The following is a 22,445-nucleotide window of genomic DNA, read 5'->3' on the forward strand; positions in this document are numbered from 1 at the left end:
CAACTGTAGGAGCGAGCTTGCTCGCGAAAAACGTCAACGATGACGCGTGCATCCTGGATGTCCGCGGTGCTCTTGGGTTCTTCGCGAGCAAGCTCGCTCCTACAGGGTGGGAGTGAGGCTGTTTTTAGTGCTGCAGGATTTTCTCAAGGAAGTGCTGCGCACGTTCGGAGCGGGCGCTGATGTCGCCGAAGAACTCTTCTTTCGGGCAGTCTTCGATGATCTTGCCGGCGTCCATGAAGATCACGCGGTCGGCCACTTTGCGGGCGAAGCCCATTTCGTGGGTCACGCACATCATGGTCATGCCTTCGTGGGCCAACTGCACCATCACGTCGAGCACTTCGTTGACCATTTCCGGGTCCAGCGCCGAGGTCGGTTCGTCGAACAGCATGACGATCGGGTCCATGGCCAGGGCGCGGGCAATCGCCACACGTTGTTGCTGGCCACCGGACAGTTGGCCCGGGTGCTTGTGTGCATGGGCCGACAGGCCGACGCGCTCCAGCAGTTGCAGGCCCTTCTTGGTGGCTTCTTCCTTGCTGCGGCCGAGCACCTTGATCTGCGCGATGGTCAGGTTCTCGGTGATGGTCAGGTGCGGGAACAGTTCGAAGTGCTGGAACACCATGCCCACGCGCGAGCGCAGTTTCGGCAGGTTGGTCTTCGGGTCGGCGATGGAAGTGCCATCGACGATCACGTCGCCTTTCTGGAACGGCTCCAGCGCATTCACGCACTTGATCAGGGTGGACTTGCCCGAGCCGGACGGCCCGCACACCACGATCACTTCGCCTTTTTTAACCTCGGTGCTGCAGTCGGTCAGCACCTGGAAGTCGCCATACCACTTGTTGATGTTCTTGATAGAGATCATACGGCAAACCTTTTTTGCAGACGCTTGACCAGCAGCGAGGCGGAAAAGCTGATGATGAAGTAGACGACACCGGCGAAGATCAGGAACTCATTGGAGCGGCCGATGATGTCGCCGTTGGAACGGGCAGAGTTGAGGAAGTCCACCAGGCCCACGGTGTAGACCAGCGACGTGTCCTGGAACAGGATGATGCTCTGCTGCAGCAGCAGCGGGGTCATCTTGCGAAACGCCTGGGGCAGGATGATCAGGCGCATGGTCTGGCCGTAGGTCATGCCCATCGCCTGCGCGGCGGCCATCTGGCCCTTGGGAATCGACTGCACGCCGGCCCGCACGATTTCGCAGAAGTACGCGGCTTCGAACATCATGAAGGCCACGACGCAGGAGGTGAAGGCGCCGATCGGCGTGTCTTCACCGGTGATCCAGCGCAGCACGAACGGCACCGCCAGGTAGAACCAGGTGATCACCAACAGCAGCGGGATCGAACGGAAGTAGTTCACATATGCGCCGGCCACACGGGACAGCAGCTTGCTGGACGACAGGCGCATCAGCGCGAGGATCGTACCCAGGATGATGCCGCCGACCACGCCCATGACCATCAACTGGAGGGTCATGACCATGCCGTTCCACAGGCCCGGGATCGCGGGGATGATACCGCTGAAATCGAAGTCCATTATTTACCCCCCACGGAGATCAGGCCGGGCACCGCGACTTTCTTCTCGACCACGCGCATCAGCAGCATCAGGCTCATGTTCAGGGTGAAGTAGATCAGCGTGGCCAGGGTGAAGGCCTCGAACAGGTTGGCCGAAAACTCGGCGGTCTGCTTGGTTTGCGCCAGCAGTTCCATCAGGCCGATCAAGGACGCCACGGAGGAGTTCTTGAACACGTTGAGGAATTCGGAGGTAAGCGGCGGAATGATGATGCGATAGGCCTGGGGCAGCAGCACGTTCCAGTAGATCTGCGGCAGCTTGAAGCCCATGGCGCGCGCGGCGGCTTCCTGGCCACGGGGCAGCGCCTGGATGCCGGTGCGCACTTGTTCACACACACGGGCGGCCGTGAACAGGCCCAGGCACACGACGACGCTCAGGTAGGCCGAGGTGGTCGGGTTCAGGTCTTGTTTGTACCAGTCCTGCAGGTTCTGCGGCAGCAGATCGGGTATCAGGAAATACCAGATGAACAGCTGAACCAGCAGCGGCACGTTACGAAACAGTTCCACGTAGCAGGTCGCGATGCCCGATACGAGGCGGTTTGGCACGGTGCGCATGACCCCCAGAATGGAGCCCAGCAGCAAGGCGATGATCCATGCCACGACAGCGATGGCGATGGTCCAGCCCAGGCCGGCGATGTACCAGTCGAGATAAGTCTCGCTGCCAACGCCGGTGGACTTGAAGAACACGCCCCAGTCCCAGTTGTAATTCATTAGGGTCTCCCCTCGAGATCGATCGATGTACAAGCACCCGCTTGGGACAGTCCGTTCCCTCCTGACGTTGAACGTCAGGCACACGCAATCGGCTCGAAAACCGCCAGGTCGAGTGTTCCAAGTTAAAGCCAGCAGGTAATTACAAACGCCTGAGGGAGTTTGGCTCCCTCAGGCGATAAGGTTAGCCAGGTTTTAGATCTTTACTTCCGGAGCCGGTTTATCGCTCGGGTTCTTGATCAGTTCCTTGACCTTGTCGCTCATCGGGAAGTTGAGGTTCAGGCCTTTTGGTGGAATCGGGCTTTCAAACCACTTGGCGTAGATCTTGTTGATTTCGCCGGACTTGTACAGGCTGGCGATGGCGTCATCCACGGCTTTCTTGAAGTCCGGGTCGCCTTTGCGAACCATGCACGCGTAGGCTTCGAAGGACTGCGGAGTACCGGTGATCACCCAGTCATCCGGCTTCTTGGCCTTGGCTTCTTCGCCGGCCAGCAGGGCGTCGTCCATCATGAAGGCAACCGCGCGGCCGCTTTCGAGCATCTGGAAGGATTCGCCGTGGTCTTTGGCGGAGATGACGTTCATGCCCATCTGCTTGTCGGCGTTCATCGCCTTGATGATGCGCTCGGACGTGGTGCCGGCGGTGGTCACGACGTTCTTGCCTTTCAGGTCGGCAAAGTCAACGTAGGTCGGCTTGCCCTCCTTGTCTTTCTTGACCAGCAGACGGGTGCCGATTTCGAAGATGTTGGTGGTGAAGTCAACTTGCTGGGCGCGTTCGGCGTTGTTGGTGGTGGAGCCGCATTCCAGGTCCGCGGTGCCGTTCTGGATCAGCGGAATACGGGTCTGCGACGTCACCAGGTTGTATTTGACCTTCAGATCGGGCTTGTTCAGGTCTTTTTTCAGGGCTTCAACGACGGCCAGTTGAATGTCATGGGAATAGCCCACGGGTTTGCCCGAGCCATCCGCAATGTAGGAAAACGGGATAGAGCTGTCGCGGTGAGCGAGAGTGATAGTGCCGGAGTCGTTGATTTTCTTCAGCGTGCCGGTGAGTTCGGCGGCGAAAACTGGAGTGCTGATCAGAGCAGCAGCGATAGCTGCGCCCAGGATATGGGGAACGATGCGCATCAATACTTCCTCGACATTTGTTTTTCTTATAAAGCCAGCTAAACGGCTCTCTTGTACAGCGAATGCCTTGACGGCTGCTGAGGCGTCTCAGGCAATCGTCAGGAAGTGTAGAGCATGAGTCGTGCCATACCGAAAACAAAAGCCTAACCAGTTGATTTATATGGTTATTAACTTTGTACGACAGTGTCAGCTTACTACCGGGGTACGGCAAACCGAATAGGAGCAGATTCTGCGTTCGGAAAACCGAATGGCAGGCACTCCTAAGGTAGGAGCGAGCTTGCTCGCGAAAAACGCAAAAGCGCCGCGTTTATTCCGGATAAACGCGGCGCTCTCAGGTTTTTCGCGAGCAAGCTCGCTCCTACAGTATGGGGCGGTCAGGCCGCTTCGGTCTTGCTGCGGTTCTGTTCAACCTTGGACAGGTAGCGTTGCAGGTTGTCCTGCTCTGCTGCAGTGGTGAACAGGCCCAGCTTGGTGCGGCGCCACAGCACGTCCTGAGGCTGGGTTACCCATTCTTCGGCGCACAGGTAATCGACTTCGCGGGTGTAAAGGCCACCGCCCAGGTGCTCGCCCAGATCAGCCAGGGTTTGCACACCTTCCAGCAGGCGCCAGGTGCGGCTGCCGTAGGTGGTCGACCAGCGACGGGCGATCTCGCTCGGCACCCAGTCGAACTTGCTGCGAATGGCCTCGGCCAAGGCTTCTGGCGTGGTCATGTCTTCGCCGCCCGGCAGACTGGCCTTGGCGGTCCAGCTTGGGCGCATCTGGGTGAAGTACGGCGCCAGTTGCGCCATGGCCGATTCGGCCAGCTTGCGGTAAGTCGTCAGCTTGCCGCCGAACACCGACAGGATCGGCGCCTCGCCGCTGCCGCCGGACAGCGACAGGGTGTAGTCGCGGGTAATGGCCGACGGGTTGTCTGATTCGTCGTTGCACAGCGGGCGCACGCCTGAATAGGTGTGGACGATATCGTCACGGCTCAGCTGTTTCTTGAAGTGTGCGTTGACCACCTTGAGCATGTAGTCAGTTTCACCTTCGGTGATCGTAACTTTCGCCGGATCACCGGTGTATTCGCGGTCGGTGGTGCCGATGATGGTCAGGTGATTGAGGTACGGAATCGTGAAGACGATGCGCTGGTCTTCGTTCTGCAGAATGTGCGCATGCGCACCTTCGTAGAGTTTCGGCACGATCAGGTGGCTGCCCTGGATCAGGCGAATGCCGTAAGGCGAATCCAGCTTCAGGTCGTCCTTGATGAACTTGGCGACCCAGGGGCCGGCGGCGTTCACCAGCGCCCGGGCGCGGATCGAGAACAGGCTGCCATCGGCGCGTTCCATGTTCATTTCCCACAAGCCGTTGCTGCGGTGGGCACTGACGCAACGGGTCTGGGTGTGGATATGCGCGCCTTTCTCGCGCGCGGCCATGGCGTTGAGCACCACGAGGCGGGCGTCGTCGACCCAGCAGTCGGAGTATTCGAAGCCTTTGGTGATTTCGCTTTTCAGCGGGCTGTCGGCACCGAACTTGAGGCTTTTGGAACCGGCCAGCTTCTCGCGCTTGCCCAGGTGGTCATACAGGAACAGGCCGGCACGAATCATCCAGGCCGGACGCAGGTGCGGACGGTGCGGCAACACGAAGCGCATCTGCTTGACGATGTGCGGGGCCTTGGCCAGCAGCACTTCACGCTCGGCCAGGGCTTCGCGTACCAGGCGGAACTCGTAATGTTCCAGGTAGCGCAAGCCACCGTGAATCAGCTTGCTGCTGGCAGAAGACGTGTGGCTGGCCAGGTCGTCCTTTTCGCAAAGGAATACCGACAAACCGCGCCCGGCTGCGTCTGCTGCAATGCCGACGCCATTGATCCCGCCGCCGATTACGGCAACGTCATAGACTTCGGCAAGCGGTGGTGCAGGCAAGGTAGAAGGGTTCATCGGCTGGCCTCGCGATCTTTTCGTATTGGAATTCGAACATTAATGTTCATTTGCGAAAATGGTAGCTGATAAATGCGCGCGCAGCCAGCCAACTTCGATTGAAAAAACTCATCGAAGGGTAGGGAAAGGAAAATTTGTGAACTGATAGTTCCCACGCTCCGCGTGGGAATTGAGCCCATGACGCTCTGCGTCACAGCGGACGCGGAGCGTCCTGCGGTGCATTCCCACGCGGAGCGTGGGAACGAGAAGTCAGACGACTTCCAAACGAACCTTGTGCTGATTCAACAACTGCACCAACGCCGGCACCGGCTGCTGATCAGTCACCAGGCAGTCCACCAGACTGATCGGCCCCAGGCGGATCATGGCGTTGCGCCCGAACTTGCTGGAGTCCGCGGCCAGAATCACTTGTCGCGCGTTGGCGATGATCGCCTGGGAAACCCGTACTTCCTGATAGTCAAAATCCAGCAGGCTGCCATCCTCATCGATGCCACTGATACCCACCAACGCAAAGTCGACCTTGAACTGATTGATGAAATCAACACTGGCCTGGCCTACCACGCCGCCGTCACGGCGCACATTGCCGCCGGTCAGCAACACATCGAAGTCGTCCTTGGCACTGAGCATGGTGGCGACGTTGAGGTTGTTGGTGATGATTTTCAGGTGATGGTGATTGAGCAGCGCACGGGCGATGGATTCGGTGGTGGTGCCGATATTGATGAACAATGAGGCATGATCGGGGATCTGCGCCGCGATGGCTTCGCCGATACGCTGTTTTTCATCGCGCATCTGGTCGGCACGCATGGCGTACGCGGTGTTCTCGACACTGGAGTCATAGGCCGCGCCGCCGTGGTAGCGGCGCAGCAGATTGGCGTCCGCCAGCTGGTTGATATCGCGGCGGATGGTTTGCGGGGTGACAACGAACAACTGCGCCATTTCCTCGATACTGACGTAGCCGCGTTCGCGGACCAGTTCGAGGATTTGTTGTTGGCGGGGAGGCAGATTCATGGGGCGTCCTTTGGGCTGCCATACAAAAGTGGCCCATGATGACGCAGGAATCCGCTCCCTGCCAGTTACAACCGGTGTAGATCCGGCGCTTGGCTTATTCGGCGCCTTCGTGCGGCTCCCAGTCGCGGGTGCGGCTGACTGCTTTTTGCCAGCCTGCGTAGAGTTTCTCTTTAGCCGCTTCATCGAGCTGTGGTTCGAATTCGCGCTCGATCACCGCTTTGCCGCGCAGCTCGTCCAGGCTGCCCCAGAAGCCACAGGCCAGGCCTGCCAGGTAAGCAGCGCCGAGGGCGGTGGTTTCGCGCATTTGCGGACGCTCGACCTGGGTACCGAGGATATCGGCCTGGAATTGCATCAGGAAGTTGTTGGCGACTGCGCCGCCGTCCACACGCAGGGCTTTGAGGCGTTCGCCCGAGTCCTGTTGCATGGCGTCGAGCACGTCACGGGTTTGGTAGGCAATCGACTCCAGGGCTGCACGAATAATGTGATCCACGCGTACGCCACGGGTCAGGCCGAACAATGCGCCACGGGCATACGGGTCCCAGTACGGCGCGCCCAGGCCGGTGAAGGCCGGGACCAGATAAACGCCGTTGCTGTCCTTGACCTTGCCGGCAAAGTATTCGGTGTCGTGGGCGTCGTTGATGATTTTCAACTCGTCACGCAACCACTGCACGGTGGAGCCGCCGTTGAAGACTGCGCCTTCCAGTGCGTAGGCCACTTCGCCACGCGGGCCGCAAGCGATGGTGGTGAGCATGCCATGCTTGGATTTCACCGCTTTGTCGCCGGTGTTCATCAGCAGGAAGCAGCCGGTGCCATAGGTGTTTTTGGCCTGGCCGGGCTCGACGCACATCTGGCCGAACAGCGCGGCTTGCTGGTCGCCTGCAATGCCGCCGATAGCGATGCCGCTTTTGGTGCGGCCGTAGATCTCGGACGAAGATTTAACTTCCGGCAGCATTTCCCGTGGAACGTCCAGAATCTCCAGCATCTTCGCATCCCATTCCAGGGTGTGGATGTTGAAGAGCATGGTGCGCGAAGCATTGGTGTAGTCGGTGACGTGGGTCTTGCCGCCGGTAAATTTCCAGATCAGCCAGCTGTCGATGGTGCCGAACAGCAACTCGCCGTTGCGCGCACGCTCGCGGCTGCCTTCGACGTTGTCGAGGATCCACTTGAGTTTGGTGCCGGAGAAGTAGGGGTCGGTGACCAGGCCTGTGGTGTCGCTGATGTATTGCTCGTGGCCGTCGCGCTTGAGCTGCTGGCAGATCTCGGTACTGCGGCGGCACTGCCAGACGATGGCGTTGTAGATCGGGCGGCCGGTGACCTTGTCCCATACCACGGTGGTTTCGCGCTGGTTGGTGATGCCGATGGCGGCGACCTGGTCGTGGTGCAGGCCAGCCTGGGCCAGCGCCTCAACCATCACCGCGCTCTGGGTGGCGAAGATTTCCATCGGGTCATGCTCGACCCAACCTGCCTGCGGGTAATGCTGGACGAACTCGCGCTGGGCGGTGCACACCACGTTGGCGTCACGATCGAAGATGATCGCGCGGGAACTGGTGGTGCCCTGATCGAGGGCAATGATGTAGTTCTTATTCTGAAGGTCGGTCATGTCAATTGCCTTGGACGAAATAAGGAAGTCAGAAATCAGCCGGGGTCACGAAGGGCAGGGACCCTGGCTGGCGCTTTCAGGAAATGCGGGTGTTGCCGTTGACAGCCGTGTCAGTTGTTTCAGCTATAGCAGGTGCGGCGCTCGGCAGGTGACGGGCAATCAGCCCGCGATACGCTGCGGCGCCGAGGCATGCGCCCACAATCGGCGCGAAAATCGGTACCAGGAAGTAAGGAATATCGCGACCGCCAGTAAAGGCCATTTCACCCCAGCCGGCGAAAAAGGTCATCAGCTTGGGCCCGAAATCCCGCGCCGGGTTCATCGCAAAGCCGGTCAGCGGGCCCATCGCGCTACCAATCACAGCGATCAACAGGCCGATCAGCAGCGGCGCCAGCGGGCCACGGGGCAGGCCATTGTTGTCGTCGGTCAGGGCCATGATCACACCCATCAGGATCGCGGTGATGACCATTTCCACCAGGAATGCCTGGGCCGTGCTGAGTAATGCATGAGGATAGGTGGAGAACACCGAGGCCAACTCCAGGCTAGCCTGGGAGCCACGTACCATGTGGTGGGTTTGTTCGTAATCGAAAAACAGATTGCTGTAGAGCGTGTACACCAGCGCGGCGGAGCAGAAGGCGCCGGCGATTTGGGCGAGGATGTAGAACGGCAGTTTGCGTTTTTCGAAATCGGCGAAAATACACAGAGCGATACTCACCGCCGGATTGAGGTGAGCCCCGGAAATACCGGCACTCAGGTAGATCGCCATGCTCACGCCGACCCCCCAGATAATGCTGATTTCCCACAAGCCAAAGCTCGCACCCGCGACCTTGAGCGCAGCGACGCACCCGGTACCGAAGAAGATCAGCAGCGCAGTGCCGAGGAATTCGGCCATGCATTGGCTCGAAAGTGAAGGCTGTTGAAGAGCAGTTGTCATGGAAAACCTCAGTTGTTGTTCTTGTCTGGCGCAGGCCTCAACGGGCCGTTGCGCGATTTTCACCGTGACGAGGATCCCCATCCTGTGTCACGGCTTACTGCTCGAGTACCGAGGGCTATTCCTACAGTATTCGGAAACGAAAAAATATAGACAAGAATGACCGCTGTCAAAGGTCGAAAGTGAACTGCCAGTCACTTTCGAACTATAGGTTTGATGAATGATCACGCTCATCACATTAAATAGGGTTGGCGAATAGGGCGGACTAGAGCGTTTTGTGCGGGGTTGGCCTAGAATCGAGTCTCAGTTTGCTACGTCCGGAGAGGTCATGACCCCCGCATTGGATTTGTTGAAAAAAGTTCGCGCCGAACATCGCATCCATAGTTATGAGCACGATCCCAAGGCGGCTTCGTATGGCCTGGAGGCCGCGGAGAAATTGGCTCTCGACCCGGCGCAGGTGTTCAAGACCTTGCTTGCCAGCAGTGAGAAGGGCGAATTGTTGGTGGCGGTGGTGCCGGTCGTCGGAAGTCTGGATCTGAAAGCCCTGGCTCACGCGGCGGGCGTCAAGAAAGTCGAAATGGCCGACCCGGCGGCGGCGCAGCGCTCCACCGGGTATCTATTGGGCGGCATCAGCCCTTTGGGGCAAAAGAAGCGCTTGCGCACGTTCATCGATGTGACGGCGCAGCCGTTTGCGACGATTTTTGTCAGCGCCGGCCGGAGAGGGTTGGAAGTAGAGTTACCAGCCAGGGTTTTGGCTGAACATACCCAGGCCATCTTCGCGCCGATTGGTCGGGCCTGATTTTCAGCCCTGCGCAGGTCCAAATGTGGGTGGGGCTTGCCCCCGATGGCGGTGGGCCAGCTAGAGATAAGCTGACTGACCCACCGCTATCGGGAGCAAGCCCCCTCCCACATTTGATCCGGTTTCGACAGCTGGATACTTATGCTTGGAACAGGACCAAGTGCTCGGCAGCCACTCGAATGCCCACATCCGTGCCCATCTGCTGATCGACGTGGCTGGGGAAGATCGACTCCAGCTGCGCACCGGTCGGCAACTGTAGGCGGTACAGGGTCGACGCACCGAGGAAGGTCTTGCCAACAATCCGCGCTTTGAGTGCACTGTCCGGCGCATAGACGATGTCATCCGGGCGCAGCAGCACCTTCACCGCGCCACCGGTGGGCCAGGTATAGGCACGGTTGCCACGCAGTTCACCCAGCTCAGTGCTGACGGACTCGGGCGAGCTCAATTGACCCTGGATGAAATAGCCCTGGCCGATAAAGCTGGCCACATACGGCGTCTGCGGTTCGTGGTAGAGGTTGTAGGGCGTGTCCCACTGCTCAAGACGACCCTCCTTGAACACGCCCACGTGATCGCTGACGGCGAAGGCTTCTTCCTGGTCATGGGTGACCAGGATCGCGCTGGTGCCGCGCGCCTTGAGAATGTCGCGCACTTCATGGCTGAGCTTGCGCCGTAGTTCGCCATCAAGGTTGGAAAAGGGTTCGTCCAGCAGCAGCAGCTGCGGCTCCGGCGCCAGGGCGCGGGCGAGGGCGACACGTTGCTGCTGGCCTCCGGAAAGCTCGTGGGGGAAGCGTTTGCCCAGGTCTTTGAGGTTGACCAGCTCCAGCAATTCGGCCACCACGCGATCTTTATGTGGGTGCTTGCGGATGCCGAAGGCGATGTTGTCGGCCACGCTCAGATGAGGAAACAGCGCGTAGTCCTGAAACACCATGCCGATACGACGTTTCTCGGGTGCCAGCGTGAAACCGGCACTGGAGATCACTTCGCCCGCCAGGCTGATTTCGCCTTCGTGCACCGGCTCGAACCCCGCAATTGCACGCAGGGTGGTGGTCTTGCCGCAGCCCGAGGAGCCCAGCAGGCAGCCGATGTCGCCAGCGTTGAGGTGCAGATTGAGGTTCTGCACCACCCGTTGATCTTGATAGCCGCATGCCAGATTGCGCAGGTTCAGCAGTAATGGCTGGCTCATGCGTGGTGGTACGACGGCGGAACGAGAAATTCGAGCAGGGCCTTTTGCGCATGCAGGCGGTTTTCGGCCTGGTCCCAGGCGACCGAGCGTGGGTCGTCGAGCAGGTCGAGGCTGATTTCTTCGCCACGGTGGGCGGGCAGGCAGTGCATGAACAGCGCGTCCGGCGCGGCCAGGTCGAGCAGGGCACCGGTCACCTGGAACGGCGCGAACAGGGCCAGGCGCTTGGCGGTTTCGTCTTCCTGGCCCATGGAGGTCCAGACGTCGGTGCTGACCAGATGGGCGCCGACCACCGCGTCTTTCGGATCGCGCAGAAGTTGCACGCGGCCATCGGCCTTGGCCATGAACTCGGCGCTGGGTTCGTAACCCTCGGGGCAGGCGATACGCAGGTGGAAGTCGAACTGGATCGCGGCTTCTATATAGCTGTTGCACATATTATTGCCGTCGCCGATCCAGGCCACGGTCTTGCCCTGGATCGAGCCGCGGTGCTCGAGGAAGGTTTGCATGTCGGCCAGCAACTGGCACGGATGCAGGTCATCGGACAGACCGTTGATCACCGGCACGCGCGAGTTGGCGGCAAATTCGGTCAAGGTGCTGTGGGCGAAGGTGCGGATCATCACGGCGTCGAGCATGCGCGACATCACGATGGCGCAATCGCTGATCGGCTCGCCACGGCCCAATTGGGTATCGCGTGGCGACAGGAAGATCGCCTGGCCACCCAGTTGGATCATGCCGGCTTCGAAGGACAAGCGGGTGCGGGTCGAGGACTTCTCGAAAATCATCCCGAGCACGCGGTTTTTCAGAGGCTCGAACAGTACACCGCGGTTACGCAGGTCTTTAAGCTCAATGCCTCGACGGATCACGCTGACCAGCTCTTCGGGCGTGCAATCCATCAGGGAGAGAAAGTGCCTTGCGCTCATCATTAACTACCTTTTGCAACAGACCGCAGATACTCAAAGCCTTGTTTATTGTGACAACGGGCGAGACCTGCGGCGAAAGCCGCACGGGGCGACGAAATAGGGGAAGGCGCGATATTGACATTAAATGTCGCGTCTTACCAATAGGGCTACGGTTTTTAAGGGTGTTCAAGCAGGGCGCCAAAGCGCTTTTGAAGACGATTTCCTGACAGCAGCGGCCCATTTGTACACTGGCGCCGAGACCTTTTGCAATGCGCAGGGGCGGCTCCGGGCCTGGTTTTAGCGGTTTCAGGCGCATGCGGGGAGGTTTCCGAAACATTTGCTCACTCTTGGCCGTGCTTTGGCCTATGGCTGCCGATTCACCGCGCGAACGTTGCTGGCGCACCGAGCGGTCGCGGCCCATAGTTGAACAAAGCCCTTATAAAAGAGACTGGCCATGACCAAGACTCTCCATCACCGTGCCTGCCACCTGTGCGAAGCGATCTGCGGCCTCACCCTGGAAACCAGCCAAGGCGACGACGGCAACTTGGCGATCACCTCAATCAAGGGCGACCCGTTGGACACCTTCAGTCGGGGGCACATCTGCCCGAAAGCGGTGGCGTTGCAGGATATCCAGAATGACCCGGACCGCCTGCACCAGCCTATGTTGCGGGTGGGTAATGAATGGCAACCAATCCCGTGGGAAGACGCCTTCGCGCTGGTAGCCGAACGCCTTGCGGGCATCCAGGCCCGGCACGGGCAGAATGCGGTGGCGGTGTATCAGGGCAACCCCAGCGTGCACAACTACGGGCTGATGACCCACAGCAACTACTTTCTCGGCCTGTTGAAAACGCGTAACCGGTACTCCGCGACGTCGGTAGACCAACTGCCCCATCACCTCTCCAGCCACCTGATGTACGGCCATGGCCTGTTGCTGCCGATTCCGGACATCGATCACACCGACTTCATGTTGATTCTGGGCGCCAATCCTCTTGCCTCCAACGGCAGCATCATGACCGTGCCCGACGTGGAGAAGCGCCTCAAGGCCATTCAGGCCCGAGGCGGCAGAGTGGTGGTGGTTGACCCTCGCCGCAGCGAGACGGCGGCGATTGCCGATCAGCACCTGTTTGTGCGTCCTGGCGGTGACGCGGCCTTGTTGTTCGGGCTGCTCAACACTCTGTTCGCCGAGGGCTTGACCCGCGACAGCCATTTACCGGTTGAAGGTTTGGAGACCGTGCGCCAGGCGATCGCCGGGTTTACCGCCGAGGCCATGAGCCGTCAGTGTGCGGTGCCTGCCGAGCAGATCCGCCAACTGGCGCGGGACTTCGCGGCGGCGGATAAAGCGGTGTGCTACGGGCGCATGGGCGTCTCCACCCAGGCGTTCGGCACGCTGTGTCATTGGCTGGTGCAACTGATCAACCTGGTGACCGGCAATCTGGATCGGGTAGGCGGCGCCTTGTGCACCACGCCGGCGGTGGATTTGGTGGCCTCGACCGGCGGCGGGCATTTCAATCGCTGGCAGAGCCGCGTGTCCGGGCGGCCCGAGTACGGGGGAGAGCTGCCGGTGTCTGCCTTGGCCGAGGAAATGCTCACCGAAGGCGAAGGGCAAGTCCGCGCCCTGGTGACGGTGGCCGGCAACCCGGTATTGTCGACGCCCAACGGCCGTCAGCTGGAGCAGGCGCTGGATGGGTTGGAGTTCATGGTCAGTATCGACCTCTACATCAACGAGACCACGCGCTATGCCGATCTGATCCTGCCGTCCACGTCGGCACTGGAGAATGATCACTACGACACCACCTTCAATATGTTCGCGATACGCAACGTCACGCGCTTCAATCGCGCGATCCTGCCCAAGCCTGAAGGTGCGCTGCACGACTGGGAAATCTTCGTCGGCCTGGCCAAGGCATTCTCGGACCACACCGGCGTGGTGCTCAAGCCGACGATGCCACCCGCGCAGATGATCGACTTCGGGTTGCGCGCCGGGACTTACGGGGATGCATCTGCGCGCAAGCTGTCGGTGGCGATGCTGGCCGATCATCCCCATGGCGTGGACCTGGGCCCGCTCCAGCCAAACCTGGCCGAGCGGCTGAAAACCGCCGATGGCAAGGTGCAGGCGGCGCCGCTAGTGATCCTGGCGGATCTGGCGCGTTTTGCGGCGCAACCGCTGCCCGTGGCTGACGAACTGCTGTTGATCGGTCGTCGCCATGTGCGCAGTAATAATTCCTGGATGCATAACTATCATCGGCTGGTGAAGGGCAAGCCGCGCCATCAACTGCTGATGCATCCTGATGACCTGGCCAGTCGTCAACTGAGCGACGGTCAGCGGGTGCGGGTCAGCTCACGCATCGGCATGGTCGAAATCGAGGTGGTCGCCAGCACGGACATGATGCCTGGCGTGGTCAGCCTGCCGCATGGCTGGGGGCACGGGCGCCCAGGTGTGCAGATGAGCATCGCCAGCGGTCAGCCGGGGGCAAGTGCGAATGATTTAACCGATGAGCGGCAGTTGGACGAGCTCTCCGGCAATGCGGCGCTCAATGGCGTGCCCGTGAAAGTTGCAGCGGCGTGAGGCTGGCTGTCGGCGCGCCCGAGCATCCTGCAGGTTTTTTGCGTTACAATGCGCCACCGTGCCGACCCGTGAGTCGCAAAGTTCCTGCAGAGGTGTTCCATGGATATCATCGAAACGATCAAAGAGCAGATTGCCAACAACACCATTCTGCTTTACATGAAAGGCGCGCCAAACGCTCCCCAGTGCGGTTTCTCCGCGAAAGCGTCCCAGGCCATCATGGCGTGTGGCGAGAAGTTCGCTTACGTGGATATCCTGCAGAACCCGGAAATCCGCGCCAACCTGCCTAAATACGCCAACTGGCCGACTTTCCCGCAGTTGTGGGTGGCCGGTGAACTGGTTGGCGGTAGCGACATCATCACTGAGATGGCAGCTGATGGCTCGTTGCAAGCGCTGATCAAAGATGCAGCGGAAAAAGCGGCAGCCAAAACCGAAGCGTGATGCTCCTGTAAAAGGCGCCACAATAAAAAGCCCCGCCTCTCACAAGAGGGCGGGGCTTTTTTTGGCTTCTCTGTAGGAGCGAGCTTGCTCGCGAAAAACGTCAACGATAACGCAGTGCACCTGATTTATCGCGCTGGCTGGGAGTTCTTCGCGAGCAAGCTCGCTCCTACATTAAAATTAAACGAGAGCCGCAGGGGTTATTCGCCCATCTGCGATTGCAGGTAGTTCTCCAGGCTGACTTTGTCGATCAGGCCCAGTTGGGTTTCCAGCCAGTCGATGTGTTCTTCCTGGTCTTCAAGGATATCCTCGAGCAATTCGCGGCTGCCGTAGTCGCCAGTGGCTTCGCAGTGAGCGATGGCGGCCTTGAGGTCGCTGTGGCTCTTGCGTTCAAAGCCCAGGTCGCTGCTGATCATTTCCTGGGTGTGCTCGCCGATATTCAGCTTGCCCAGGTCCTGTACATTCGGCAGGCCTTCGAGGAACAGGATGCGTTTGATCAGCGCATCGGCGTCCTTCATGGCCTTGATCGATTCCTTGTATTCGCGTTTGCCCAGCTTTTCCAGGCCCCAATCGTCATACATGCGGGCATGCAGAAAGTACTGATTGATCGCGACCAGTTCATTGGCAAGGATTTTGTTGAGTTGCTGGATGACTGTGATGTCGCCTTTCATGACTGGGGTCCTGCCCTGTAATCGCTGTGTAGGGGCAGAGTTTGAGCGGCGAAAAACCTGGTGTCAAACCTAAGTTATTGAATAATAAATGAAAATTAATCGGAATAAGAATGTTTGTGTTCCGCGTCTTGACGCTAACTAATTGAATTGCAGGCATAAAAAAACCGGACACGGAGTCCGGTTCTTTAAAACACGCCTATTTAAGCGTGTGTAAATTCTGCTGAGTAGGGCACGCCAGCCTGGGCTGTCTGCAACTGCGTGAGGGTTTCCCGTACCACTTGCTTGGCGAGGCATGCGCATTTACCGCACTGGCTGGCAACGCCGGTGGTTTCGCGCACTTCCTTGTAGCTGCAGCAACCTTCATAGATTGCTTCGCGGATTTGTCCGTCGGTGACGCCAGTACAGAGGCACACATACATAAGGGAGAACCGTCGCGGGTTTAGGGCTTGAGTGCGATGGATCTTAATGTTAACGAGAATGATTGTCAAAGTAGTTTCATCAACGATCGCACGCACATTGCCTGCGCGCTGACGAACGGTTTTTTCGGTGTATGATGGTCAGTCTTTACGAAGCGTGACCGCGTCACAGGTTTGTCGCTGAGACAAGGCAGACTCGACGCTGGTCCTGTTACTTCAATCGTCACCCCTTCATCAGGAGATATCCAATGAGCGTACTCGTCGGCAAACAAGCCCCGGATTTCGACGTACCCGCTGTTCTCGGCAATGGCGAAATCGTAGACAGCTTCAAACTGTCTGAAGCCATCAAAGGCAAATACGGCCTGGTGTTCTTCTACCCGCTGGACTTCACCTTCGTCTGCCCATCCGAGCTGATCGCTCTGGATCACCGCATGGACGATTTCAAGGCGCGCAATGTTGAAGTGGTCGCCGTTTCCATCGACTCCCACTTCACCCACAACGCCTGGCGCAACACCGCCATCAATGATGGCGGCATCGGCAAAGTCCAATACACCATGGCAGCCGATATGAAGCACGATATCGCCAAGGCCTACGACGTTGAATCCGAAGGCGGCGTGGCATTCCGTGGCGCGTTCCTGATCGACGACAAGGGCGTCGTGCGCTCGCAGATCATCAACGACCTGCCGTTGGGCCGTAACATGGAAGAGCTGATCCGTCTGGTCGACGCTCTGCAATTCCACGAAGAGCACGGTGAAGTTTGCCCTGCCAACTGGAAAAAAGGCGACAAAGGCATGACCGCTTCTACCGAAGGTGTTGCGGCTTACCTGACCGAGAACGCTGGCAAGCTGTAAGCCAGATTCAAGGTAAAAAAAACCGGCCTGGAAAGGCCGGTTTTTTTATGCGCGGGATTCAACCTCAGTCGTTGAAGTCTTCCCAACCGCCCATCTGTTTCCAGCGATTGACGATACCACAGAACAGCTCGGCGGTCTTCTCGGTGTCGTAGCGGGCCGAATGGGCTTCGCGACCGTCGAAGTCGATACCGGCTGCCTGACAGGCTTTTGCCAGTACGGTCTGACCATAGGCCAGGCCGGCGAGCGTAGCGGTGTCGAAGCTGGAGAATGGATGGAACGGGTTACGTTTCATGTCCAGGCGCGCCACGGCGGCGTTCAGGAAGCCCAGGTCGAAACTGCTGTTGTGCCCGACCAGGATCGCGCGTTTGCAGCCATTGGCCTTCAGTGCCTTGCGTACGCCACGGAAGATGTCGGTCAGCGCCGCTTCTTCACTCACTGCCATGCGCAAAGGGTGATCGAGCTTGATCCCGGTGAACTCCAGGGCTGCCGCTTCGATGTTGGCCCCTACAAACGGCTCGACGCGGAAGAAGTGGGTGTGTTCCGGGTACACGAAGCCTTGCTCGTCCATGCCGATGGTGGTCGCGGCAATTTCCAGCAAGGCATCGGTGGCGCAATTGAAGCCGCCGGTTTCTACGTCGATAACGACAGGCAGGTAGCCACGGAAACGTTCGGCCATCGGGTGGCGCGAACCGCCCCCACCGGCGTGTTCCTGGTCGTCATCGTAATGGTCTTCACTCACTTGCTTTCCTCCAGCAGGCGCCAGCGCAGTGTTTCACCGGCGCGCAGCGGGATAACGGTCAACTCGCCAAAGGGCAGGCTGGCAGGGGCGGTCCAGTCTTCACGAACCAGGGTAATGCGGTCGGTATTCGCCGGCAGGCCATAGAAGCGCGGGCCATTGAGGCTGGCGAAGCCTTCGAGCTTGTCCAGGGCGTTGCGTTGTTCGAACGCTTCCGCGTACAGCTCGATGGCAGCGAACGCGGTGTAGCACCCCGCGCAACCGCAGGCGGCTTCCTTGGCGTGCTGCGCGTGGGGCGCGGAGTCGGTGCCGAGGAAGAACTTCGGGCTGCCGCTGGTGGCGGCATCCAGCAAAGCCACCTGATGGGTGTTGCGCTTGAGGATCGGCAAGCAGTAGAAATGCGGCCGAATCCCGCCCACCAGCATGTGGTTGCGGTTGTACAACAGGTGATGTGCGGTGATGGTCGCGCCGACGTTGGCCGAAGCCTCGGTGACGAACTGCACGGCCTCTGCGGTGGTGATGTGTTCGAACACCACCTTGAGCGTCGGGAACAGCTCGACCACGCGGCGCATGTGCTCGTCGATGAAGATCTTCTCGCGATCGAACACGTCGACATCGCCACGGGTGACTTCACCGTGGATCAACAGCGGCATGCCAACCTCAGCCATGGCTTCGATGGCCGGCAGGATCTTGTCGATGCTGGTGACGCCGGAATCGGAGTTGGTGGTCGCGCCCGCCGGGTACAACTTGGCGGCGTAAACGTAACCGCTGGCCTTGGCCTCACGAATTTCTTCAGGCTGGGTGCGGTCGGTAAGGTAAAGCACCATCAGCGGTTCGAAGCGGCTGCCGGCCGGGCGCACAGCGAGGATTCGCTGGCGATAGGCATCGGCTTCGGCCGCGTTACGCACCGGGGGTACCAGGTTAGGCATGATGATGGCACGGCCAAACGTGCGCGCTACATCGGCCACGGTTTGGGGCAACGCAGCACCATCGCGAAGATGAATATGCCAGTCGTCGGGACGCAGCAGGGTCAGGCGGTCGGACATTGGGGATTCCAGGCGGGTCAATCTGGAGGGAATGCTACCGGAAAAGACTCGTGCAGGCACTCGCTATCAAGTTTTGCAGGATGCGACCGATAGCTCTGGGTATGCCTTAACGATGTATGACGCTTTGAAGTGTTGTAGAAACCAGTGGAGCCTCCCGTGCGCCAGCATTATCTAGCCCTGCTCAGTGTGTTCGCCAGCCTGCCCGCGATGGCCCTCACGTTCCAGACACGTCTGGAGAATATTGAGTGGAAGGTGGAGGGCGATCAGTTCGAGTGCCGACTGACCCAGCCGATCACCGATTTCGGCTCGGGTGAGTTCGTGCGCCGGGCGGGTGAGCAGGCGACATTTCGTCTGAAAGCCTATAACGGTTCGCTTGGTGCCGGCTCTGCCACGTTACTGGCCGCCGCCGCGCCCTGGCAACCGGGCCGCGGCGATATCAACCTCGGTGCGGTACGCGTCGGCAGTGGTGATGTGCTGTTTAACAGCTCCCAGGCCCAGGCCGGGCGGCTGTTTACCGGCTTGCTCGAAGGACGCAGCCCGACCGTGCGACATTACGGTCGCGAGGGTGGTTACTCGGAGATTCGCCTGCTGCCGGTGAAATTCAACAAGGCCTACACCGACTATCAGCTGTGTACTACCAAGCTGTTGCCGATGAATTACGATCAGGTCAAGCAGACGGAAGTCGGCTTCCCCGGTGGTGGCATCGAGCTGGATGCCGCGGCCAAGAAGAAGCTGTCGGTGATTGTCGCGTTCATGAAGGCCGACCCCACCGTCAACCATATCGAGTTGAACGGCCATTCGGATAACAGCGGCAACCGCTTGACCAACCGCGATGTCTCGCGACGCCGCGCCTTGGCGGTGATGGACTACTTCAAGGCCAATGGCATCCAGGAGTCGCAGATCACCCTGCGCTTCCACGGCGAAAGCTACCCCTTGGCGCCCAACACCAATGCCGCCAACCGCGCCCGCAACCGTCGGGTCAACGTGCAGCTCGAGCGCGTAGCGGCGCCCGAGAAACCGGCACCCCAGGCCGCCGCACCCAGCAACCCCGCCGCCACCTCATAACGTGCGACCATCGGTCGCGCGTTCGACATAATCTGTCGCTTTATCTTCATTTGCTGTCGCGCCCCTGTAATTTCACGGTTTTGATCGGTAGAATCGTCGCCTTTCCGTACAACCCCGTGGAGTGATGGCATGGCCGACGTAAACAAGGTCGTTCTCGCGTATTCCGGCGGCCTGGACACTTCGGTGATCCTCAAGTGGCTGCAGGATACTTATAACTGTGAAGTGGTGACCTTCACCGCTGACCTGGGTCAGGGCGAAGAGGTCGAACCTGCACGTGCCAAGGCGCAAGCCATGGGCGTGAAAGAGATCTACATTGACGACCTGCGCGAAGAGTTCGTCCGCGATTTCGTCTACCCGATGTTTCGCGCCAATACTGTCTACGAAGGCGAGTACCTGCTCGGTACCTCCATCGCCCGTCCGCTGATCGCCAAGCGCCTGATCGAAATCGCCAACGAAACCGGCGCAGATGCCATTTCCCATGGCGCCACCGGCAAGGGCAACGACCAGGTGCGTTTCGAATTGGGTGCCTACGCCCTCAAGCCTGGCGTGAAAGTGATCGCACCTTGGCGTGAATGGGACCTGCTGTCCCGTGAAAAGCTGATGGATTACGCTGAAAAGCACGCGATCCCGATCGAGCGTCACGGCAAGAAGAAGTCCCCGTACTCGATGGATGCCAACCTGCTGCACATCTCCTATGAAGGCGGCGTGCTGGAAGACACCTGGACCGAGCACGAAGAAGACATGTGGAAATGGACCGTCTCCCCGGAGAACGCTCCAGACAAGCCGCAGTATCTGGAACTGACCTACCGCAACGGCGATATCGTCGCGCTGGATGGTGTCGAGATGACCCCAGCCACCGTACTGGCAACCTTGAACCGTATCGGTGGTGAACACGGTATTGGCCGTCTCGACATCGTCGAGAACCGTTACGTGGGTATGAAGTCCCGCGGCTGCTATGAAACACCGGGTGGCACTATCATGCTGCGCGCTCACCGCGCCATCGAGTCCATTACCCTGGACCGTGAAGTGGCCCACCTCAAAGATGAGCTGATGCCCAAGTACGCCAGCCTGATCTACACCGGTTACTGGTGGAGCCCTGAGCGTCTGATGCTGCAGCAGATGATCGACGCCTCCCAGGCTCATGTGAACGGTGTCGTGCGCCTGAAGCTGTACAAGGGCAATGTGATCGTGACCGGTCGCAAGTCTGATGAATCACTGTTCGACGCCAACATCGCTACCTTCGAGGAAGATGGCGGTGCCTACAATCAGGCGGATGCAGCCGGCTTCATCAAGTTGAACGCCTTGCGCATGCGCATCGCGGCCAACAAAGGCCGCAAGTTGTTCTGACTGTTTCGCTTGTCCTGAAAAAGCCCCTTATGCAAGGGGCTTTTTTTTGTCCTGAATATACCCATATGGGCATTAATTGAGGTGCGACGTTTACAAACGTTTAGTGTTTGTTTAAGGATTCTGCGTCAAATCCATGCAGCTGTTTTTTTTAATTTCAGCATTTTACTTCTCCAAGGAAAGGTTTTTTACATCTGCATAGGAACTATGTCTTACAGAATTTTCACTCATGTAGGAGCAATTGATATGTAATTTATGGAATTTTCTGTAGGAAAATGGAGTGTGTATAAATATGTTAAATGGAACTGAAACTGATGCGGTTTTTTTAGCCCTTCGTTTACGTTGCGGCGTCATACAAGGGGCATTTCCTGAAAGACGTGTGCGCCACGTTTACCGCGTACGCACGGGGATGAGGATATTTCACTCAAAATATGTACGAGCAGGGAAAGGTCTGAAAGGCTCCATAAAGCCGAATACCTCAAAGTTGGCGAATTTTTGTAGGTTAATTCCTATCTTGCTGTGGGTTGGGTCTCTGCCTACTGTTGCTCGGGGGGGGCGCTATGCCAACTAGCAGATGACTAGGCTATTGTGCTTTCTCTAAATAATTCGAACAGCGAAATTGGACTTTCTCATGAATAAAGTGCTGATCGTGGATGATCATCCCGTCATTCGGCTTGCTGTGCGCATGCTAATGGAGCGTCATGGTTATGAGGTCGTTGCCGAGACTGATAACGGTGTCGATGCGTTACAACTTGCGCGGGAACATATGCCGGACATTGTCATACTGGATATTGGAATACCCAAGCTCGATGGCCTTGAAGTTATTTGTCGGTTAGCTTCAACCAAGCAAGCCGTATCGTTCAAGGTACTGGTGCTGACGTCCCAGGCACCTGGTCATTTTTCCATGCGCTGCATGCAGGCCGGGGCTGCCGGCTACGTGTGCAAGCAGCAGGACTTGACCGAGTTGCTGAGCGCCATCAAGGCAGTGCTTTCCGGCTACAGCTATTTCCCGAACCAGGCGCTCAATTCGGTACGCTCCACGATGGGCAACGCCAGTGAAGCCGACATGGTTGAACGTTTGTCGGGGCGGGAAATGATGGTGCTCCAGCAACTGGCCCGTGGCAAAACCAATAAGGAAATCGCCGATGGCATGTTCCTCAGCAACAAGACCGTCAGCACCTACAAGACGCGCCTGCTATTGAAGCTCAATGCCCGCTCCCTGGTCGACTTGATAGAACTGGCCCAACGCAATGGCTTGGTGTGAGCAGGGCGCCCCGCCGCTCTGACGTTCCTGTAACAACCGGCACAAAAAAGCCTCCGTCAGGGAGGCTTCCGACCGTCTGCCAGAGGGTCAAAGATCGAAGTCGTAATCGGCCAATTGTTTCTGCAAGCGTCGCTCTTCCAGAAGATTGTCGATAGTTCGGCGTTTGCTCAAATTGGTCTTGGCTACCTCTGCGACGGGCGCTGGCGCCTCATCGTCTTCCAGCTCCACCAGGTCGTCATCAACTTCGATTTGTTCTTTGCCAGTGCTCATAGGTTCACTCCAGGCTAAGACTGCCGTTGGCGCCCCTTATAGCGATAATCCACGAACGGGTAAAAAAG

The 22,445-nt window shown here is 58.7% G+C and carries 22 protein-coding genes; 7 read left to right on the plus strand and 15 right to left on the minus strand.

Going from position 1 to position 22,445, the window contains the following annotated elements; all coding sequences use genetic code 11:
* Window positions 1–124: 124 nt before the first annotated feature.
* From C4J88_RS05455 to C4J88_RS05490, 8 genes are all read right to left on the minus strand, one after another.
* Window positions 125–859 (minus strand): amino acid ABC transporter ATP-binding protein, encoded by a 735-nt coding sequence (locus C4J88_RS05455; protein ID WP_124361503.1) that lies wholly within the window; start codon window positions 857–859, stop codon window positions 125–127.
* A complete protein-coding gene (locus tag C4J88_RS05460) occupies window positions 856–1,527 on the minus strand; it encodes an amino acid ABC transporter permease (protein ID WP_046071144.1) in 672 nt (223 codons plus the stop codon). Before C4J88_RS05460 ends, C4J88_RS05455 begins: the two co-directional genes overlap by 4 nt.
* Complete coding sequence (locus tag C4J88_RS05465) at window positions 1,527–2,273, minus strand: amino acid ABC transporter permease (RefSeq protein ID WP_024073702.1); 747 nt, start codon at window positions 2,271–2,273, stop codon at window positions 1,527–1,529. The genes C4J88_RS05460 and C4J88_RS05465 overlap by 1 nt, the downstream gene beginning before the upstream one ends.
* Before the next feature lie 192 nt (window positions 2,274–2,465).
* Window positions 2,466–3,392, minus strand: a complete 927-nt coding sequence (locus tag C4J88_RS05470; RefSeq protein ID WP_124366004.1) for a glutamate/aspartate ABC transporter substrate-binding protein — start codon at window positions 3,390–3,392, stop codon at window positions 2,466–2,468.
* Between the two features lie 374 nt (window positions 3,393–3,766).
* Window positions 3,767–5,305: a glycerol-3-phosphate dehydrogenase gene (glpD, locus tag C4J88_RS05475; RefSeq protein WP_124406406.1), complete on the minus strand. Its 1,539-nt coding sequence runs from the start codon at window positions 5,303–5,305 to the stop codon at window positions 3,767–3,769.
* A 249-nt stretch (window positions 5,306–5,554) separates the two neighbouring features.
* Window positions 5,555–6,310, minus strand: a complete 756-nt coding sequence (locus tag C4J88_RS05480; protein WP_124361506.1) for a DeoR/GlpR family transcriptional regulator — start codon at window positions 6,308–6,310, stop codon at window positions 5,555–5,557.
* Window positions 6,311–6,404: 94 nt separating this feature from the next.
* Complete coding sequence (gene glpK / locus C4J88_RS05485) at window positions 6,405–7,910, minus strand: glycerol kinase GlpK (protein WP_124361507.1); 1,506 nt, start codon at window positions 7,908–7,910, stop codon at window positions 6,405–6,407.
* A 76-nt stretch (window positions 7,911–7,986) separates the two neighbouring features.
* Window positions 7,987–8,841 carry an MIP/aquaporin family protein gene (locus C4J88_RS05490; RefSeq protein ID WP_124361508.1) on the minus strand — a complete coding sequence of 285 codons (855 nt, stop codon included), beginning with the start codon at window positions 8,839–8,841 and terminating at the stop codon, window positions 7,987–7,989.
* A gap of 325 nt (window positions 8,842–9,166) precedes the next feature.
* Between C4J88_RS05490 and ybaK the strand changes: the two genes are divergently transcribed.
* Window positions 9,167–9,637, plus strand: a complete 471-nt coding sequence (ybaK, locus tag C4J88_RS05495) for a Cys-tRNA(Pro) deacylase (RefSeq protein WP_124406407.1) — start codon at window positions 9,167–9,169, stop codon at window positions 9,635–9,637.
* Window positions 9,638–9,776: 139 nt separating this feature from the next.
* On the opposite strand, the gene C4J88_RS05500 is transcribed toward ybaK, so the two are convergent.
* Entirely contained in the window at window positions 9,777–10,820 is a 1,044-nt protein-coding gene (locus C4J88_RS05500) for an ABC transporter ATP-binding protein (RefSeq protein ID WP_124406408.1), read from the minus strand.
* On the minus strand, window positions 10,817–11,737 hold the full coding sequence (argF, locus tag C4J88_RS05505) for an ornithine carbamoyltransferase (protein ID WP_124406409.1): 921 nt from the start codon (window positions 11,735–11,737) through the stop codon (window positions 10,817–10,819). Before argF ends, C4J88_RS05500 begins: the two co-directional genes overlap by 4 nt.
* A gap of 433 nt (window positions 11,738–12,170) precedes the next feature.
* Between argF and C4J88_RS05515 the strand changes: the two genes are divergently transcribed.
* Both C4J88_RS05515 and grxD read left to right on the plus strand, forming a co-directional pair.
* Window positions 12,171–14,279 (plus strand): molybdopterin oxidoreductase family protein, encoded by a 2,109-nt coding sequence (locus C4J88_RS05515; protein WP_124406410.1) that lies wholly within the window; start codon window positions 12,171–12,173, stop codon window positions 14,277–14,279.
* 99 nt (window positions 14,280–14,378) lie between these two features.
* Window positions 14,379–14,717 (plus strand): Grx4 family monothiol glutaredoxin, encoded by a 339-nt coding sequence (grxD, locus tag C4J88_RS05520; protein WP_110624405.1) that lies wholly within the window; start codon window positions 14,379–14,381, stop codon window positions 14,715–14,717.
* Window positions 14,718–14,914: 197 nt separating this feature from the next.
* Here grxD and bfr read toward each other — a convergent pair whose 3' ends face one another.
* Together bfr and C4J88_RS05530 are read right to left on the minus strand one after the other, a co-directional pair.
* Entirely contained in the window at window positions 14,915–15,385 is a 471-nt protein-coding gene (gene bfr / locus C4J88_RS05525; RefSeq protein ID WP_124361513.1) for a bacterioferritin, read from the minus strand.
* A 200-nt stretch (window positions 15,386–15,585) separates the two neighbouring features.
* The gene (locus tag C4J88_RS05530; protein WP_124365113.1) at window positions 15,586–15,804 is read right to left on the minus strand and encodes a bacterioferritin-associated ferredoxin; all 219 of its coding nucleotides are present in this window, start codon (window positions 15,802–15,804) and stop codon (window positions 15,586–15,588) included.
* 245 nt (window positions 15,805–16,049) lie between these two features.
* On the opposite strand from C4J88_RS05530, the gene C4J88_RS05535 reads away from it, so the two are divergent.
* On the plus strand, window positions 16,050–16,652 hold the full coding sequence (locus tag C4J88_RS05535) for a peroxiredoxin (protein ID WP_124361514.1): 603 nt from the start codon (window positions 16,050–16,052) through the stop codon (window positions 16,650–16,652).
* A 64-nt stretch (window positions 16,653–16,716) separates the two neighbouring features.
* Here the strand turns inward: C4J88_RS05535 and rnt are convergent, their stop codons facing one another.
* On the minus strand, window positions 16,717–17,391 hold the full coding sequence (gene rnt / locus C4J88_RS05540; protein ID WP_124361515.1) for a ribonuclease T: 675 nt from the start codon (window positions 17,389–17,391) through the stop codon (window positions 16,717–16,719).
* A complete protein-coding gene (gene pyrC, locus C4J88_RS05545; protein ID WP_124361516.1) occupies window positions 17,388–18,434 on the minus strand; it encodes a dihydroorotase in 1,047 nt (348 codons plus the stop codon). Before pyrC ends, rnt begins: the two co-directional genes overlap by 4 nt.
* Before the next feature lie 156 nt (window positions 18,435–18,590).
* Between pyrC and C4J88_RS05550 the strand changes: the two genes are divergently transcribed.
* From C4J88_RS05550 to C4J88_RS05560, 3 genes are all read left to right on the plus strand, one after another.
* Complete coding sequence (locus C4J88_RS05550) at window positions 18,591–19,499, plus strand: OmpA family protein (protein ID WP_124366011.1); 909 nt, start codon at window positions 18,591–18,593, stop codon at window positions 19,497–19,499.
* A gap of 129 nt (window positions 19,500–19,628) precedes the next feature.
* Complete coding sequence (locus C4J88_RS05555) at window positions 19,629–20,846, plus strand: argininosuccinate synthase (RefSeq protein WP_065886002.1); 1,218 nt, start codon at window positions 19,629–19,631, stop codon at window positions 20,844–20,846.
* Window positions 20,847–21,474: 628 nt separating this feature from the next.
* Window positions 21,475–22,107: a response regulator transcription factor gene (locus tag C4J88_RS05560; RefSeq protein ID WP_003188986.1), complete on the plus strand. Its 633-nt coding sequence runs from the start codon at window positions 21,475–21,477 to the stop codon at window positions 22,105–22,107.
* Between the two features lie 87 nt (window positions 22,108–22,194).
* Here C4J88_RS05560 and C4J88_RS05565 read toward each other — a convergent pair whose 3' ends face one another.
* Window positions 22,195–22,377 (minus strand): PA3496 family putative envelope integrity protein, encoded by a 183-nt coding sequence (locus C4J88_RS05565; protein ID WP_124361519.1) that lies wholly within the window; start codon window positions 22,375–22,377, stop codon window positions 22,195–22,197.
* Between the last annotated feature and the right edge of the window lie 68 nt (window positions 22,378–22,445).

It is taken from the genome of Pseudomonas sp. R4-39-08 (assembly GCF_003852275.1).
Classification (GTDB): domain Bacteria; phylum Pseudomonadota; class Gammaproteobacteria; order Pseudomonadales; family Pseudomonadaceae; genus Aquipseudomonas.